Here is a 15,342-nt window from a genome sequence, read left to right on the forward strand (position 1 = left end):
ACCGCCGAGCTCGAAGCGCACCCGCTGATCACGATCTCACGCGAGGAGATCACCGGCCTGCCCCCGCAAGATTGGGCGCAGGCGATCATCGCCACCGGTCCGCTGACAGCGCCGTCGCTGGCTGAGGCGATCGCCGAGACGACCGGCGCCGACGCGCTGGCCTTCTTCGACGCCATCGCGCCGATCATCCATTTCGACACGATCGACATGGATGTCTGCTGGTTCCAGTCGCGCTACGACAAGGTCGGACCCGGCGGAACCGGCAAGGACTACATCAACTGCCCGATGGACAAGCCGCAATACGAGGCGTTCATCCAGGCGCTGCTCGATGGCGGCAAGACCGACTTCAAAGAATGGGAAGGCACGCCCTATTTCGACGGCTGCCTGCCGATCGAGGTCATGGCCGAGCGCGGCGCGGAGACGGCTCGCCACGGGCCGATGAAGCCTATGGGTTTGACCAATGCGCACAACCCGCAGGTCAAGGCCTATGCCGTCGTGCAGCTGCGCCAGGACAATGCCTTGGGCACGCTCTACAACATGGTCGGTTTCCAGACCAAGCTGAAGCATGCCGAGCAGGTTCGCATCTTCCGCATGATTCCTGGACTGGAGAACGCCGAGTTCGCCCGGCTCGGCGGGCTGCACCGCAACACCTACATCAACTCGCCGGTGCTGCTTGACCCTACGCTCCAGCTCAAGGGGCGCGAGGGCCTGCGCTTTGCCGGACAGATCACCGGGTGCGAGGGTTATGTGGAATCTGCGGCGGTCGGCCTGCTCGCGGGACGCTTCGCCGCGGCCGAACTGCAGGGCCGGTCGCCTTCCATACCGCCTGTCACCACCGCATTCGGCGCGCTACTCAACCACATAACCGGCGGGCACATCGTTTCGGAGGACGAGGCAGGAAAACGCTCTTTCCAGCCGATGAACGTCAATTTCGGCCTGTTCCCACCGGTCGAAGCGCCGAAATCCGAAGGCAAGCGCCTGCGCGGCAAGGAAAAGATCGTCGCCAAGCGCCACGCGCTGACCTCAAGGGCGCTGGCCGACTGCCGCGACTGGCTGGGGCTGGAGCAGAGCGCACAGGCGGCAGAGTAAGCGCCCGACAGGATCGTCATTGGATTTCGGCTGTCGAGTAGGATACTATACTACCCAGCAAGTGATCTGGAGCGCGACTGTGGAATCCGCCGAAAAGCTATCCGTCACCGTGACGCCGGCAATGGCGCGTCTCATTCGCCAGAGGGTCGAGGACGGCTCCTATGGATCGGCAAGCGAGGTGATCCGTGCGGCGTTACGCGCCTTCCAGCGCGAGGAAGAAGAACACGCCGAGCGCATGGCATCGATACGGGCGAGGATAAAGGCGTCGGTCGAAGACACCGGTCCGACCTATTCGAGCGAAGAAGTCTTTGCGGAGCTGCGAAGGCGTTACGAATCAAAGGTGGCCGGGGGATTTCATGAAACGCCTTCCGGTCCGCTGGAGTAGTACTGCCCGAGCGGATGTGAATGCGCTTGTCGATTACATCGCGATATCGTCCGGTTCCGCTTTAGTCGCACTTCGCTACGTCGACCGGATTCAGGCCCGCTGTGAAAAAATCGGCGACGCACCGCATGGTGGTCGCCAACGCAACGATCTGATGCCGCGATTGCGCACCATCCCCTTCGAACGATCCGCCGTCATCGCCTACGTCATCGAGGATAATAAAATCCGCATAACGAACGTCTTCTACGGCGGCCGCGACTTCGAGGCGTTCTTGCGTGAGGCGGAGAATCAGCTGGAAGAAGAATAGTCACTCCGCCGGCTGCACATTCGGCTTTGTCAGCGCGTCTTCGCCCGGCAATCCGGGCTTGCCCGCCTCGCCGGGGTTTCTGCGCACATAATCCGCTTTCAGACTTTCGGAAGTCTCGCGCGAGCCATCATGGCTCCAGCCTGGCGGCGCGAACAGATAGCCGAGGCGTTGGCGCATCGTCAGGCCAGGCGAGAAGGCATCCCGGAACATGCCGATCCATTCGTGGAATGCCACCTTCAGCGGATTGAAGGTGCCGAGATTCTTTACGATGCCGTAGCGCGGCCGGTCCTCTTCCAGCTCCTCGACGAACGTGCCGAACATGCGGTCCCAGATGATCAGCGTGCCGGCATAATTGGCGTCGAGGTAGCGTGGGTTGGTGGCGTGGTGGACGCGGTGGTGCGAGGGTGTGTTGAAGATGAATTCGAACCAGCCCCACATCTTGCCGATCGTCTCGGTGTGGATCCAGAACTGCCAGACCAGGTTGAAGCCGAAGACGAAGGCGATGACTGCCGGATGGAGTCCGAGCAGGACCAGAGGCGCCTGCAGCACGAACATGCCGGTGAACAGGCCCGTCCAGCTCTGACGCAGCGCGGTCGACAGATTGTAGTGCTGGCTGGAATGGTGGTTGACGTGCTCGGCCCAGACCCAGCGGACGCGATGCGCAATGCGGTGGTAGAAATAATAGCGCAAATCGTCGAGCAGGAAGGCGGCCACAAACACCCAGACCGACAGGCCGAGATCGAAGAAGCGGAACTGCCAGACCCAGACCAGCGCGGTATAGGACACCACGCCGAGCAGCAGCCCTGCCACGACGTTGCCGGTTCCCATCATCAGGCTGGTGAGCGTGTCGCGGGTCTCAAACGCACCCTTGGCCCGGCCGGTGCGCACCAACCATAGTTCGATCAGAATGGCAGCGACGAAGAACGGGATCGCCAGTTCAGTGACTTTGGGAAAATCGTTGGCGTCCATGACTCAGGCCTTGCTGATTACGGAATTGAGTGACGGATCGAGCGCTTCGGCGACTTCTCGGGCCTCCGAAGGCTCCGCGAAGACAAAGTCGCCGCCCGGCCAGGTGAAGTCGCGGAAGCGGATCGAGACTTTGTTGCCGGCCAGCTTCAGGCCCTTGATGTCTCGCGCTGAGACGATCCGCGTCAGGAACTTGTCGCCGATCACGCCGACTATGCCCGTGCCGGCTCCGTGGAGCGAGATGAACGCCACTTTTCCGTCCAATGTGAGCCGCACCGCATCGGCATTCTCCGCGGGAAAGTCGATCCGGAAGCGCTGCAGCGCCTCGTCTTTACTGGAGATGCTGGCCTGCCTGCTGCCGCCGGTAAAATGCACGGCGGCCACTGCCAGGGCGATCCCGACGGCAACGATCGCGACGAGTACGGGCAGGCTCATCGGCCGCGTTCTCCTCCCGCCCGGAATACCTTCTTCGGTGACCGAGCACGGCAAGGCGTAGCACGATTGACGTTTACGTCAAGGCGTAGCACGATTGACGTTTACGTCAAGGAGGGCCGCACCGGCCAGCCCCGCCACGCACGTTGCAACAGCAGCCAATGCCTGCGCCATGCGGAGAGTTCGGCGATCTGCCGAAGCGGATCGAAGCCCGGCCGGCTGAGCCGCTTCAGATACGCACCGGTCAGCGCAAGCGGCAGAAATGCCGGCCGCAACTGCTGCGACAGCTCGGATGCTTCCTGCTCGAAGGCACTGAGATGCTCACTTGCAAGCGCGATCATGGCCGCAACAGCGCTCCGCATGCCTGCACCGCCATCGCCGGCGACGAATTCTTCGGGAGACGAGCCGGCGGCTGCGAGAATGTCGCGCGGTACGAAGCACTGGCCGCGCGCGCGATGGATCGGCAGCATCAGGAGGAGCCCGGCAATCGCCTGCGCGCACCCTGCCCTGCCCGCCAGTTGCGCGCATTCGGGCGCCGCGCGCGGGTCGAGAATCATCGCCGAAAGCTGGATGATCGCGCCCGCAGTCTCGCCGCAATAACCCTCGAGATCGGTGCGCGATGGCATCGGATCGTCGTAGAGATCAAATATCCGCGCATCGAGATAGTTCTCGAAGGCGGCAATCGGCAACGCGTGCTTCACGATTGTTTCAACGAGCGCGTCAGCGAGCGGATGTCCCGTTGCCGGGTTTCCGGCGGCGATCACATCGCGCCACCATTGCAGCCTTATCTCGCCGGGCAGCGCTTCATGGATGCGGTCGCGCACCCCGGCGATCTCGGCGTTGAAGGCGTAGAGCGAAAGCAGCGCATCGCGCTTGTCGGCCGGCGCATAAAGCGCGGAAAGGTAGCGGTCGCGGTCGGCTGTGCGCACAGCCTGCGTGACGATCTCGGCATTGCCGGTCATTTTCAGTCGACAGCGATCAGGGCCGCCGCGACGGCGCGATCTTCGGCCAGAAGCACATTGTAGGTTCTGACTGCCGCGCCGGTGGACATCGCGTCAGCCGAGATATTGTTCGCCTTGAGAACGTCCCTGAGCGACGCCGGCAAGCGCCTGATATCCTTGCCGGTGCCGATCAGCAGGATCTCGACCGCTTCCGCCTCGGCGAGCAGCCGGGCGAAATCCGAGGATTTCAGATCCAGAGGATCGGCCGGCTCCCAGGCATAGACGCCAGACGGCAGGCACAGGATCGAACCGCGATGCGACATGTCGGCAAAGCGAAAACCGCCATTGCCGTAGGCTTCGACAGGCGCCCGCCCCGGAAAATGCGCCTCGCGAACGACGATGCCCGCAGCCATGGCGGATCAGGATTTGGACGGCTGCGCCGTCGTCGGAACCGGGGCTTTGCTTTCCGTGTCCATCATACCGGGGCGCAGCTTGAACAGGATGAGCAGCGGTCCGGCCACGAACACTGACGAATAGGTGCCGAACAGGATGCCGAAGATCATGGCGAAGGTGAAGGACGCGATGACCTCGCCGCCGAATATATAAAGCGCAAACAGCGCCAGCAGCGTCGTCAGGCCGGTCAGCACCGTTCGCGAAAGCGTCTGGTTCATCGACAGGTCGAGCAATTCGGGAATCGGCATCTTCTTGTATTTGCGAAGATTTTCGCGCACGCGGTCGTAGACGACCACGGTGTCGTTTATCGAGTAGCCGACGATCGTAAGGATGGCCGCGATGCTGGTCAGATTGAACTCGATCCCAGCCACGACATATAGGCCGATCATGGCGATGACGTCATGCACCGTCGCGACCACGGCGCCGAGGCCGAACTGCCATTCGAAGCGTAACCAGATATAGATCAGCACCGCAACAAGCGAGGCGAGCACGCCCATCGTGCCGGCCCAGGCGAGTTCGCTCGAAACCGTCGGTCCGACCACTTCGACGCGGCGGATATCGTAGTCATCTTCAAGCGCCAGCCGCGCCTTCCCCAAGGCGGATTGCTCGGCATTGTCGCCGCCGCCCTGAGATTCGATCTTGATGAGCAATTCGCGCGGCGAACCGAATTCCTGGACCTGGACGTCACCGAGATTGAGTTCGCCCAGCCGTGCGCGCACATCGCCGGCATCGGCCGCCGGGGCCTTTGCCTGCACCTCGATCAGCGAGCCGCCGAGGAAGTCGACGCCGTAATTCATGTCCTTGGTCATGAACAATACCGCTGAGCCGATCGACAGGATGGCCGACAGTGTGAACGCGTATTTGCGCATCGACATGAACGAAATGCTGGTGTTGTCCGGCACCAGCTTTATGAATCCTTCCGGAATCTGCGTCGGCCGCGCGCGGCGCAGCCAGATCGCGATCATCCAGCGGGTGAAGGTGAAGGCTGTGAACACGGTGGTGACGATGCCGATGGCGAGCGTCACGGCAAAGCCGCGGACGGGGCCGGAGCCGAGATAGAACAGGATGACGGCTGCTATGAAGGTGGTGACGTTGGCGTCGACGACGGTGGCGAGCGCACGCGAGAAGCCGGCGTCGAGCGATTGTACGAGCGACCTTCCCGCGCGTCTCTCTTCCTTGACGCGTTCGTAGATGATGACGTTCGAATCGACCGCCATGCCCATGGTCAGGATGATGCCGGCAATGCCGGGCATAGTCAGCGTCGCGCCGAGCACGGACAGGAGCGCAATGATCATCGCGATATTGGCGATGAGCGCCAGGTTGGCGATTATGCCGAGGCTGCCATAGGCAACGACCATGAAAATGAGTACGAGCGCGCCACCGATCATGGCTGCGATCTCGCCGGCTGCGATCGAATCGGCGCCGAGACTCGGACCGACTGTGCGTTCCTCGACGATGGTCAGATCGGCCGGAAGCGCGCCGGCGCGCAAAAGCACGGCCAGGTCATTGGCGCTTTCGACAGTGAAATTGCCGGAAATCTGGCCGGTTCCGCCAAGGATGGGTTCGCGGATCTGCGGGGCAGAGATGACCTGGTTGTCGAGAATGATAGCAAAGAGCTTGCCGACATTCTGCTGCGTCGCCTGGCCGAAACGCGACGCGCCTTTGGAGTCGAAGCGGAAGGAAACGACGGCTTCATTGGTACGCTGGTCGAAGGTCGCCTGCGCATCGACGAGATTTTCGCCCGAAACGATGACACGGTTCTCGATCAGGTACGGAACCGGCGGATCATCCTGCGAATAAAGCACGGACGAACCTGCCGGCGGGCGGCCCTCGATCGCCTCCTGTACAGGCACGGTCTGGTCGACCATCTGGAAGGTCAGCTTGGCGGTCTGGCCGAGAATGTCCTTGAGCCGCTGCGGATCCTGCAGGCCCGGAACCTGGACGAGAATACGATCGGCTCCCTGGCGTTGGATGATCGGCTCGGTCGTGCCGAGTTCGTTGACGCGGCGACCGACGACTTCGATAGACTGGATTACCGCCGTTCCGACGCGGTAATCGATACCCTCGTCGGTCAGCGTGTAGCGCAGAAGGCCGGGTTCCGGCTCTTCGAGAGACATTTCGGTGATCGAACCGGTGCCGAACAGATTGGCGGCAACAGGTTGGACCAGGGCGTCCAGCGCTTCCTTGGCTTTCTCGACCTCATTGGCCTCGCGGATACGAACCTGGATCGTCCTGCCGGAGCCGGACAGCCCGGTATAGCCGATCCTGGCATCGCGCAGCAGGGTGCGGATATCGTCGCGCGCCGACTGCAGGCGCTCGTCGACAAGGTCCTGCCGGTCGATGGCGAGCAGGATGTGCGAACCGCCTTGCAAATCGAGGCCGAGCGTCATCGACCGCTTGGGCATCCAGTCGGGCAGCGCGTCGAGCGTCGATTGCGAGAACAGGTTCGGCGCAGCGAAGATCAGTCCAAGGAGGACGACCGCCCAGATAGAAACCGTCTTCCAGCGCGAAAAATAGAGCATTGTGCCTCGTCAGTTCAGGCGTTCAGTAACGCATTGTTTCCGCTTTTAATGCGGTTATTTCTTGGCGTTCTGATTGGCCACGGGCTCGCCCTTGACGCGCACATCGGAGATGGTCGCCCGCAGCGCGGTGACCTTCATGCCGCCGAGATCAACCTCGAGTTCGCTGTCGTCGATCACCTTGGTGACCTTGCCAACGAGCCCGCCGCCGGTGACCACCGTATCGCCGCGCCGGATCGCCGCCAGCATCTCGCCGCGCTTCTTCAACTGCTGCCGCTGCGGCCGGATGATCAGGAAGTACATGATCACGAAGATCAGGACGAAGGGCAGGATGCTGATGAAAACGTCGGGGGTTGCGCCGACGCCCTGAGCGTATGCCGGTGTCACGAACATGAAAACTCCTGAAATATGAAGGCCGCAAACGGTCCCGCCAAAGTTGGCCGGAATATAGTCGCTGGAGCCCGCTTTGCAACCGCGCATGCGGCTCCTTACGCGGCTTTTCCGGCAGGATTCAGCGTGTTAGAGCGTTGCCACCATGATTAGACGGACTGCGGATCGCCAAATGAACGACAAGACGCTCGAAACCCTGGCCGCCAAGCTCGACCTCCTGATCGAGGCGGTAGCGCGTTTGGCGCCCGGTAATGTGACGCCGACAGACCTGTCCACGGCCGACTGCTTCGTCTGGGCTGCCGACCCCGGCCTGCTTGAGCCAGTGCATCGGGTGAACCGCGTCGACATCGGGCTGATCCGCGGCGTCGACCGCGTCCGCGACATACTTCTGGATAATACCGAGCGCTTCGCCGCCGGCTTTCCCGCCAACAACGTGCTTTTGTGGGGCGCCCGCGGCATGGGCAAATCCTCGCTGGTCAAATCGGTGCATGCCGCGATCAACGCAGGGCGCAAGAATGCCGAGCCGCTGAAGCTGATCGAGATCCATCGCGAGGACATCGACACGCTGCCGAAACTGATGGCGATCCTGAAGACCTCGCCGTTCCGCTTCATTCTGTTCTGCGACGACCTGTCCTTCGACCATGACGACACGTCCTACAAATCGTTGAAGGCCGCGCTTGAGGGCGGCGTCGAAGGACGACCGGCCAATGTGATCTTCTACGCCACGTCGAACCGCCGGCATCTCCTGCCGCGTGATATGATCGACAATGAGCGCTCGACGGCGATCAATCCGTCCGAGGCGGTCGAGGAAAAAGTCTCGCTGTCCGATCGGTTCGGACTATGGCTCGGCTTCCACAAATGCTCGCAGGACGACTACCTCGACATGATCGACGGCTATGTCCGCTATCACGGGCTGGAGATCGATGCCGAGCGGTTGCGCGCCGAGGCGCTGGAATGGGCGACGACCCGCGGCAGCCGCTCGGGCCGTGTCGCCTGGCAGTTCACGCAAGATCTCGCCGGAAGACTGGGAAAGCCGCTGCGGGATTGAGAAACTTTTTGTAGTTACATTATTGACGGCGGCAGTCTTGGGGCTACATTATCCGTGAAGATCGTTTGGGATGAACGGAAGCGGGCTGCCAATCTCGACAAACACGGGATGGATTTTGCTGTCCTGACAGAAGACTTCTTTCTTGCCGCGTTGATCCGGCCTGCCAGAGACGATCGCTTCAAGGCGATCGGCAGCTTGGCCAAGTCCCAGTTGCAGTCATATTCAGGCGGTTGGGTCGGGAGGGCATTTCGATAATTTCTATGCGCTCTCCCAACATCAAGGAAAGGAGGCCGGCCAATGACTAAGCAAAAGCTTTTGAAGGAGTTTGTACCTGACCGCGGATATAGCCGTGAAGATTGGGACGAAGTCTCCGACAACCCCGAGTGGACGGAAGAGGACCTCAAGCGGGCGAGGCCTTTCAGTGAAGTTTTCCCAGATCTGGCGGAAAGCATCATGCGCTCGCGCGGCCGGCCTCCGGTCGAAACACCCAAGAAGCAGATCACATTGCGGCTCGATCAGGACGTGATCGAAAAATTCCGCGGCACTGGGCGCGGATGGCAGTCGCGGATGAACGAGGCGCTGAAACGCGCGAAAATTTGAGCCTCGTGATCGTGCCCTGAAAAGCAAGCGACCCGCCTATCGTGGGCGGGTCGAATTGCGTAGCGACTAGAGGCGGGCGGGTGCCGATCTATTCCAGGAAGGTCGTCGGATCGACGGGCGCGGAGTTCTTGCGTACTTCGAAGTGCAGCTTGGGCGCATCCGTCGTGCCGCTCATGCCGGAGCGGGCAATTTCCTCGCCGCGCTTGACCTTTTGGCCGCGCGCGACTTTCAACTCGCTGGCGTGGCCATAGACGGTCACCAGCCCATCCTCGTGACGAACGAGCACGGTGTTGCCGAATTCCTTGAGACCGTCGCCGGCATAGATGACGACGCCGTTCTCGGCGGCCTTGACCGGCGTTCCTTCCGGCACCTGGATGTCGATGCCGTCATTGGCCTTGCCCGCGCCCTTGCCGTAGCCCGAGATGACGCGACCGCGCACCGGCCAGCGCATGCGTCCGATGCCGGTGGCGTCGGGCGCCTCCTGGTCGGCCTGCTCGATCAGCTTCTCGGTCTTTTTGGGCGGCGTGTAGGCAACCGGCTGAACTTGAGCAGCTTCCTTGGCCGCGGCCGCCGTTCCCGTCGTCGTTTTATCGACAGCGGCGGGTGCAGCATTTGCGACTGCTCCGGCGGCCGGGATAGTCAGCGTCTGGCCGATACGGATCAGGCCGTCGTCCAGCCCGTTGGCGGATTTGAGCGCGGCCACACCGACGCCGGTCTTCCTGGCGATGCGCGAGAGGGTGTCGCCGGCCGCAACCGTATAGGCGCCGGGGGCGCTGGACGCCTTCGCCTCGCCGGTGGAAGCCGCGACCTGCGACGGGGTCTCGCCTTCCTTCACCTTCGGCGTATTCGGCAATACGGCGAGCTTGTCCTGCGGCGCGCCGGTCGGCGTCGGCACCTTGTTGGCAGGGATGTCGTATTTCGTGCCGGTCGAGGATTTGGCGTCGGCGACGTTCGGATTGCTGTCGGGGGCCGAGACCGGGGCCTTGCTGGAATAGACGTAGGTCGGGATGATGACCTTCTGCCCGGCCTGCAGGCCGCTCTGGTCGTCCAGTCCGTTGACCTTCATGATGACGTTCGCCGGGATGCCGAAGCGGCGAGACAGGTTGTAGACCGTCTCGCCTTCCTTGGCGGTGATCTGCGTGCCGCCGGCGCGCGACCAGCCTTCCGGTTCGCCTTCGAGGCTTGCCATGACGGAATTTGTCTTTGGCTCGGACTTGGCGACCGTGCCGGTCGGTGTCTGGTCGAGCTTGACAGTCGGCGCGATCGGCGAAGGCGCTGCGGCCGTGCGGATCGGCTTTGCCGATGGGGCCGGCGCTGCCGCCACCGGCGCGGGAAGCGGCTGCGAGGAGATCGGCGTCAGGCTGCCGCGCGTGACCGAACCAGTCTGCACAGGGGCCGCGGCAGGCGCCGGTGCTACCGCAACATCGCCGGGAAACGGCTGATCCTGCTTGAGGATCTGGCGCTGGTTGGGAGTCGAGGCGGTGAAGATGTCGTCGATGCCGCCGCCGCCGAAACGCGAGACCTGTTGGCTGCAACCTGCCGCCATGCCCACCACTAGAAAAATGGCCACACTGCGCGCCAGACTGCGCTTGCTTGACCGGAAAACACTGATACGCATCGCAATAACCCGCACAACTCAACACCGACAGGCATGATTAAAGCGCGTTAATGTTACTGGTCAGTTAAGCTTGAATAAAATCCGCATCTAATTGCAGCAAATCGAAAAAATCCTGCCGCAGGGGCCAGGTCAGATGACCTTGGCAACGCCGCGCCCGATCGGCTGCAGCCTCACCGTGCCGATGTCCTCGCGCTCGAAGCGGCTGCCGATCTTGGTCAATCTCGCCAGCACCTGTTCGCCCTCTTCCGGGCCGATCGGCGCGATCATGATACCGCCGCTCGACAGTTGGTCGACGAAGGTGCGAGGCAGACTGTCGAAGGCGGACCACACCACGATGCGGTCGAAAGGCCCCTCGCCCGGCAACCCGTTGGAGCCATCGGCCTGGCGCGGAAGCGCGTTGGAGATGCCGAGCGCCTCGAAGCGTTGGCGCGCCTGTTCGACAAGGGTCTTGTAGCGGTCGAGCGTGACGACACGGCCGGCGAGCTTTGCCATGACGGCCGCCGTGTAGCCAGAGCCGGTGCCGATCTCCAGCACCCGGTTGCCCGGCTCGATCGCCAGCGCGGCGATCACGCCGGCCTGCAGATCCGCGCCCTCGATCGCCTCGCCGCATTCGATCGGCAGCATACGGTCGGACCAGGCGACGTCGTGATGCAGGTTGGAAAGGAAGCCGCGGCGCGGCGTCGCCTCGAAGGCGGCGATCATGTCCTTGGGGACGATGCCGCGCCCGCGCAGCCGAAGAAGGAAGGCCGCAAAACCTTCGCGCTCGTCGATCGCCTCGTTCATGCAAGGGCCTTCGTCAACTGATCGCGGACTTCATGCGCCGTCAGGTCGAGCTTGAGCGGCGTGACCGACACGCATTTGTTGAGCACGGCATGAAGATCCTCGCCTTCCCTCAGTTCCGGCGCTTCGCGGCCGAAGCGCAGCCAGTAGTAAGGCATGCCGCGGCCGTCGGCGCGCTGGTCGATCCACAGGCTGTGGACCAGCTTGCCCTGGACGGTGACGCGCACCGCCTCAACTTCGTCGGGCCGGCAATTGGGGAAATTGATGTTCAGGAAGGTACCGGCCGGCAGATCGACCGCGAGCAGCTTCTTGAGCAGTTCCGGCGCCAGCGCCTCCGCCGTTTCCCACGGCACCTCGCGCCCCTCTTCGACGACCTTGTAGGCCTGGCTGACGGCGATCGAGCGGATGCCGAGCAGCGTGCCTTCCATCGCACCGGCCACCGTACCGGAGTAGGTCACGTCGTCGGCGAGGTTCGAGCCCGAATTGACGCCGGACAGGATGAGGTCCGGCTGCTCCGGCATGATCTTGCGCACCGCCATGATGACGCAATCGGTCGGCGTGCCGCGCACGGCAAAGTGCTTCTCGCCGATCTTGCGCATCCTGAGAGGCTCCGACAGCGACAGCGAATGCGCGAAGCCGGATTGGTCGGTCTCCGGCGCGACCACCCAGACGTCGTCGGAAATGCTCTTCGCTATACGTTCAAGGACCGCGAGGCCTTCGGCGTGGATGCCGTCGTCATTGGTCAGCAGGATGCGCATCATTTCGCCCGTTCGATCTTTTCGAGCCCGCCCATATAGGGGCGCAGCACTTCAGGAATGGTTACGCTGCCGTCCTCGTTCTGGTAATTTTCCATGACGGCGATCAGCGCGCGGCCGACGGCGACGCCCGAGCCGTTCAGCGTATGGACGAAGCGGGTCTGCTTCTCGCCGGTCCGGTAGCGCGCGTCCATGCGGCGGGACTGGAAATCGCCGCAGACCGAGCAGGACGAGATCTCGCGATAGGCGTTCTGGCCGGGCAGCCAGACCTCGATGTCGTAGGTCTTACGTGCGCCAAAACCCATGTCGCCGGTTGAGAGCGTCATGGTGCGGAACGGCAGTTCCAGCCGCTTCAGCACTTCCTCGGCGCATTCCGTCATGCGCTCATGCTCGGCGATCGAGGCTTCGGCATCGGTGATCGAGACCAGCTCGACCTTGTAGAACTGGTGCTGGCGCAGCATGCCACGCGTGTCGCGCCCGGCCGAACCGGCTTCCGAACGGAAGCAAGGGGTCAGCGCCGTATAACGCAACGGCAATTTTTCGAGAGGCGTGATTTCCTCGCGCACGAGGTTGGTCAAAGAAACTTCGGCGGTAGGGATGAGCCAGAGGCGCTGCCTTTCAGGTTCGATAACTTGCTGCGGCTGCTGACTTAGGAGAGCTTCGACGACCTTCTCGACTGCAGCGCGACTATCAGGCTGGGCAATTTCCGAGTTTGTCTGCACCCGTGCGGTTGCTGAAAGCAGCGCTCGCACCACCTTCTCAACACCACTCGAAGTTCTAGAGGTCGCAAACAAGTCTTCTGCAAACTTCGGCAGCTGCCCCGTCCCGAACATCGCTGCGTCGTTCACAAGAAGCGGCGGCTGCACCTCCTGATAGCCATGCTCGGTCGTGTGCAAATCCAGCATGAACTGGCCGAGCGCGCGTTCGAGCCGCGCAAGCTGGCCTTTCAGGACCGTGAAGCGGCTGCCCGAAAGCTTTGCGGCGCGCTCGAAATCCATCAGGCCGAGCGCTTCGCCGAGTTCAAAATGCTCCTTGGGCTTGTTCCCCATGCGCGGCTGGCGGGCGGCGATGAGTTCCCTGCCCCACGAGCGCTTCTCGACATTGGCGTGCTCGTCGGCGCCGACCGGCACGTCGTCCAGCGGCACGTTCGGGATCACCGCCAGCGCATCGTTCAGCGCCTTGTCGAGTTCGCGCTCGCGCGCCTCGCCGTTCTGAATAAAGCTCTTGATCTCGGCCACCTCGGCCTTGAGCTGTTCGGCAAGGGCGGAATCGCCGGCGCGCATGGCGTTGCCGATCTCGCGCGAGGCGGCGTTGCGGCGCTCCTGCTTGACCTGCAATTCGCCGAGATGGGCCCGCCGCGCCTCGTCCTTGAGGATCAGGTCGTCGACGGCCGCCTCGGCCTCCTCGGCGGACCACGAACGCTTCACCAGCGCCTGGACCAGGGTTTTCGGGTTCTCGCGAATCCATTTGATGTCGAGCATGGTCGGTCTGTCCGTTCGGAATGGCGGCAAAAGGCCGGTGCAGGGGGTAAACCGCATCCTTCGCCGATGCAAGACGGGCGCGGCGGACGGGTTGCATTTTGGGTGGATGCGGCCCGTTCGCAAATGCAGGAAAACGCTTTCCGCCCCGCAAGTAGGGATAACCGTGTCATCTCCGTTCGAACTCCAAGCACACCTCTCCGTCACCACGCTGCGTTTCCGCCCTGGCTATTACAACAAGTCGGGAAGCGGGGCGCTTGGCCGAGCCTACCGAAACTGAAATACGTGGCGCAGCTCCCGCGCCCCGCCGGTGTCTGTCGCCACGGTCGACCGGTCACGCGCCCCGCTCCATGTTCTTTCCATGGACAATGACGCGCGGATGATCCGCCTTCCCTCACGAGCATTGGCGCTTCGCCTGGGAATGCCGGCCCGTCGGACGCCCTCGGAGGCCGTGGGAACCGAATGCACGCCGGGAGGTCACCGCCGCCCTACCGATCCCCGGTCCGGAACCGGTTCCCGCAAGGGCGATGGACGGATTATGCGCGAGGGGCAGGATATGTGAACAAATCCGGTGCGAAGAATCTTCTCGCCGGCTTTTATGCCATTGATCCGCAACACTTCATTTTTGCGAACGAGCCGCGATGGAGGTGGATTTTGTTCACATAGACATGCGACTGGCGCGAGGCTCGCCCCCTCCACCGCCTTCGGCGGTCCCCCTCCCCCGTAAACGGGGGAGGATCAGCGCTTCGCCGTCTTACGAAGCAGCCTGCGTCGACGAGTCGGCGGCTTCTTTTTCGGCGGATTCCTTCGCGGCCTCGGCGGCTTCCTTCGCCTCGCGCGCGACGCGTTCCTGCTCGCGCTTGCGCTCGACCATCCGGGCCATCCAGATGGAGACCTCGTAGAGAAGGATGGTCGGAAGGGCGAGGCCGATCTGGCTGACCGGGTCGGGCGGCGTGAGCACGGCGGCGACGACGAAGGCGATGACGATCGCCCATTTGCGCTTGTCGGCCAGCCCTTGCGAGGTGAGGAGCCCGACCCGCGCCATAAGCGTGGTCACCACCGGAAGCTGGAACACCAGGCCGAAGGAGAAGATCAGCGTCATGATGAGGCTGAGATATTCCGAAACTTTGGGCAGCAGCGAAATCTGCACCTCGCCGTCGGTCTGCTGCATGGCGAGGAAGAACCACATCACCATCGGCGTGAAGAAGAAATAGACCAGCGCCCCGCCTATCAGGAACAGGACCGGCGAAGCGATCAGGAACGGCAGGAAGGCGCCCCGCTCGTTTTTATAGAGGCCGGGCGCGACGAATTTGTAGATCTGCGCGGCGATCAGCGGAAACGCAAGCACCATGCCGCCGAACATGGCGAGCTTGATCTGGGTGAAGAAGAATTCCTGAGGCGCGGTGTAGATGAGCTCGACCTGGCCGTCGCCGATGCCCGCCCACCCGACCGCCCATTTGAACGGGATGACGAGCAGGTTGAACAACTCCTTGGCGAAGAAGAAGCAGACCAGGAACGCAATGAAAAAGCCGCCGATCGCCCACATCAGGCGCGAGCGCAGCTCGATCAGGTGATCCATCAGCG

Annotated in this window: 16 protein-coding genes; 5 read left to right on the forward strand and 11 right to left on the reverse strand. The window is 62.7% G+C overall.

Annotation, left to right across the window (positions count from 1 at the left end; genetic code table 11):
• From trmFO to MAXJ12_RS21770, 3 genes are all read left to right on the forward strand, one after another.
• Positions 1 to 1,089 (forward strand): methylenetetrahydrofolate--tRNA-(uracil(54)-C(5))-methyltransferase (FADH(2)-oxidizing) TrmFO (gene trmFO / locus MAXJ12_RS21760; protein ID WP_008838150.1); only part of this gene is annotated, 1,089 nt, incomplete at its 5' end.
• Between the two features lie 79 nt (positions 1,090 to 1,168).
• A complete protein-coding gene (locus tag MAXJ12_RS21765; RefSeq protein ID WP_008838151.1) occupies positions 1,169 to 1,474 on the forward strand; it encodes a type II toxin-antitoxin system ParD family antitoxin in 306 nt (101 codons plus the stop codon).
• Positions 1,446 to 1,778 carry a type II toxin-antitoxin system RelE/ParE family toxin gene (locus MAXJ12_RS21770; protein ID WP_040587277.1) on the forward strand — a complete coding sequence of 111 codons (333 nt, stop codon included), beginning with the start codon at positions 1,446 to 1,448 and terminating at the stop codon, positions 1,776 to 1,778. The genes MAXJ12_RS21765 and MAXJ12_RS21770 overlap by 29 nt, the downstream gene beginning before the upstream one ends.
• Here MAXJ12_RS21770 and MAXJ12_RS21775 read toward each other — a convergent pair whose 3' ends face one another.
• From MAXJ12_RS21775 to yajC, 6 genes are all read right to left on the reverse strand, one after another.
• Positions 1,779 to 2,747: a sterol desaturase family protein gene (locus MAXJ12_RS21775; RefSeq protein WP_008838153.1), complete on the reverse strand. Its 969-nt coding sequence runs from the start codon at positions 2,745 to 2,747 to the stop codon at positions 1,779 to 1,781.
• Positions 2,748 to 2,750: 3 nt separating this feature from the next.
• Positions 2,751 to 3,179, reverse strand: coding sequence for a hypothetical protein (locus MAXJ12_RS21780; protein WP_008838154.1), 429 nt, complete (start codon positions 3,177 to 3,179; stop codon positions 2,751 to 2,753).
• 101 nt (positions 3,180 to 3,280) lie between these two features.
• Entirely contained in the window at positions 3,281 to 4,138 is an 858-nt protein-coding gene (locus MAXJ12_RS21785) for a phytoene/squalene synthase family protein (RefSeq protein WP_008838155.1), read from the reverse strand.
• A 2-nt stretch (positions 4,139 to 4,140) separates the two neighbouring features.
• Positions 4,141 to 4,530, reverse strand: coding sequence for an Mth938-like domain-containing protein (locus tag MAXJ12_RS21790; RefSeq protein ID WP_008838156.1), 390 nt, complete (start codon positions 4,528 to 4,530; stop codon positions 4,141 to 4,143).
• Positions 4,531 to 4,536: 6 nt separating this feature from the next.
• Positions 4,537 to 7,092 (reverse strand): protein translocase subunit SecDF, encoded by a 2,556-nt coding sequence (secDF, locus tag MAXJ12_RS21795; protein ID WP_008838157.1) that lies wholly within the window; start codon positions 7,090 to 7,092, stop codon positions 4,537 to 4,539.
• 54 nt (positions 7,093 to 7,146) lie between these two features.
• Entirely contained in the window at positions 7,147 to 7,482 is a 336-nt protein-coding gene (gene yajC / locus MAXJ12_RS21800) for a preprotein translocase subunit YajC (protein ID WP_040587291.1), read from the reverse strand.
• A 169-nt stretch (positions 7,483 to 7,651) separates the two neighbouring features.
• Between yajC and MAXJ12_RS21805 the strand changes: the two genes are divergently transcribed.
• Positions 7,652 to 8,527 (forward strand): ATP-binding protein, encoded by an 876-nt coding sequence (locus tag MAXJ12_RS21805; protein WP_008838159.1) that lies wholly within the window; start codon positions 7,652 to 7,654, stop codon positions 8,525 to 8,527.
• A 297-nt stretch (positions 8,528 to 8,824) separates the two neighbouring features.
• Complete coding sequence (locus MAXJ12_RS21815; protein WP_008838161.1) at positions 8,825 to 9,127, forward strand: BrnA antitoxin family protein; 303 nt, start codon at positions 8,825 to 8,827, stop codon at positions 9,125 to 9,127.
• Between the two features lie 88 nt (positions 9,128 to 9,215).
• Here the strand turns inward: MAXJ12_RS21815 and MAXJ12_RS21820 are convergent, their stop codons facing one another.
• The 5 genes from MAXJ12_RS21820 to tatC all read right to left on the reverse strand — a co-directional run bounded on the left by MAXJ12_RS21820 (position 9,216) and on the right by tatC (position 15,337).
• The gene (locus MAXJ12_RS21820; RefSeq protein WP_040587278.1) at positions 9,216 to 10,745 is read right to left on the reverse strand and encodes a peptidoglycan DD-metalloendopeptidase family protein; all 1,530 of its coding nucleotides are present in this window, start codon (positions 10,743 to 10,745) and stop codon (positions 9,216 to 9,218) included.
• Positions 10,746 to 10,874: 129 nt separating this feature from the next.
• Positions 10,875 to 11,528: a protein-L-isoaspartate(D-aspartate) O-methyltransferase gene (locus tag MAXJ12_RS21825; RefSeq protein WP_008838163.1), complete on the reverse strand. Its 654-nt coding sequence runs from the start codon at positions 11,526 to 11,528 to the stop codon at positions 10,875 to 10,877.
• Positions 11,525 to 12,283: a 5'/3'-nucleotidase SurE gene (gene surE / locus MAXJ12_RS21830; protein WP_008838164.1), complete on the reverse strand. Its 759-nt coding sequence runs from the start codon at positions 12,281 to 12,283 to the stop codon at positions 11,525 to 11,527. The genes MAXJ12_RS21825 and surE overlap by 4 nt, the downstream gene beginning before the upstream one ends.
• Entirely contained in the window at positions 12,283 to 13,761 is a 1,479-nt protein-coding gene (gene serS / locus MAXJ12_RS21835; RefSeq protein ID WP_008838165.1) for a serine--tRNA ligase, read from the reverse strand. Before serS ends, surE begins: the two co-directional genes overlap by 1 nt.
• A gap of 751 nt (positions 13,762 to 14,512) precedes the next feature.
• Positions 14,513 to 15,337, reverse strand: a complete 825-nt coding sequence (gene tatC, locus MAXJ12_RS21840; protein ID WP_050898871.1) for a twin-arginine translocase subunit TatC — start codon at positions 15,335 to 15,337, stop codon at positions 14,513 to 14,515.
• Between the last annotated feature and the right edge of the window lie 5 nt (positions 15,338 to 15,342).

Source organism: Mesorhizobium alhagi CCNWXJ12-2 (assembly GCF_000236565.1).
In the GTDB taxonomy this organism is placed as follows: Bacteria; Pseudomonadota; Alphaproteobacteria; order Rhizobiales; family Rhizobiaceae; genus Allomesorhizobium; species Allomesorhizobium alhagi.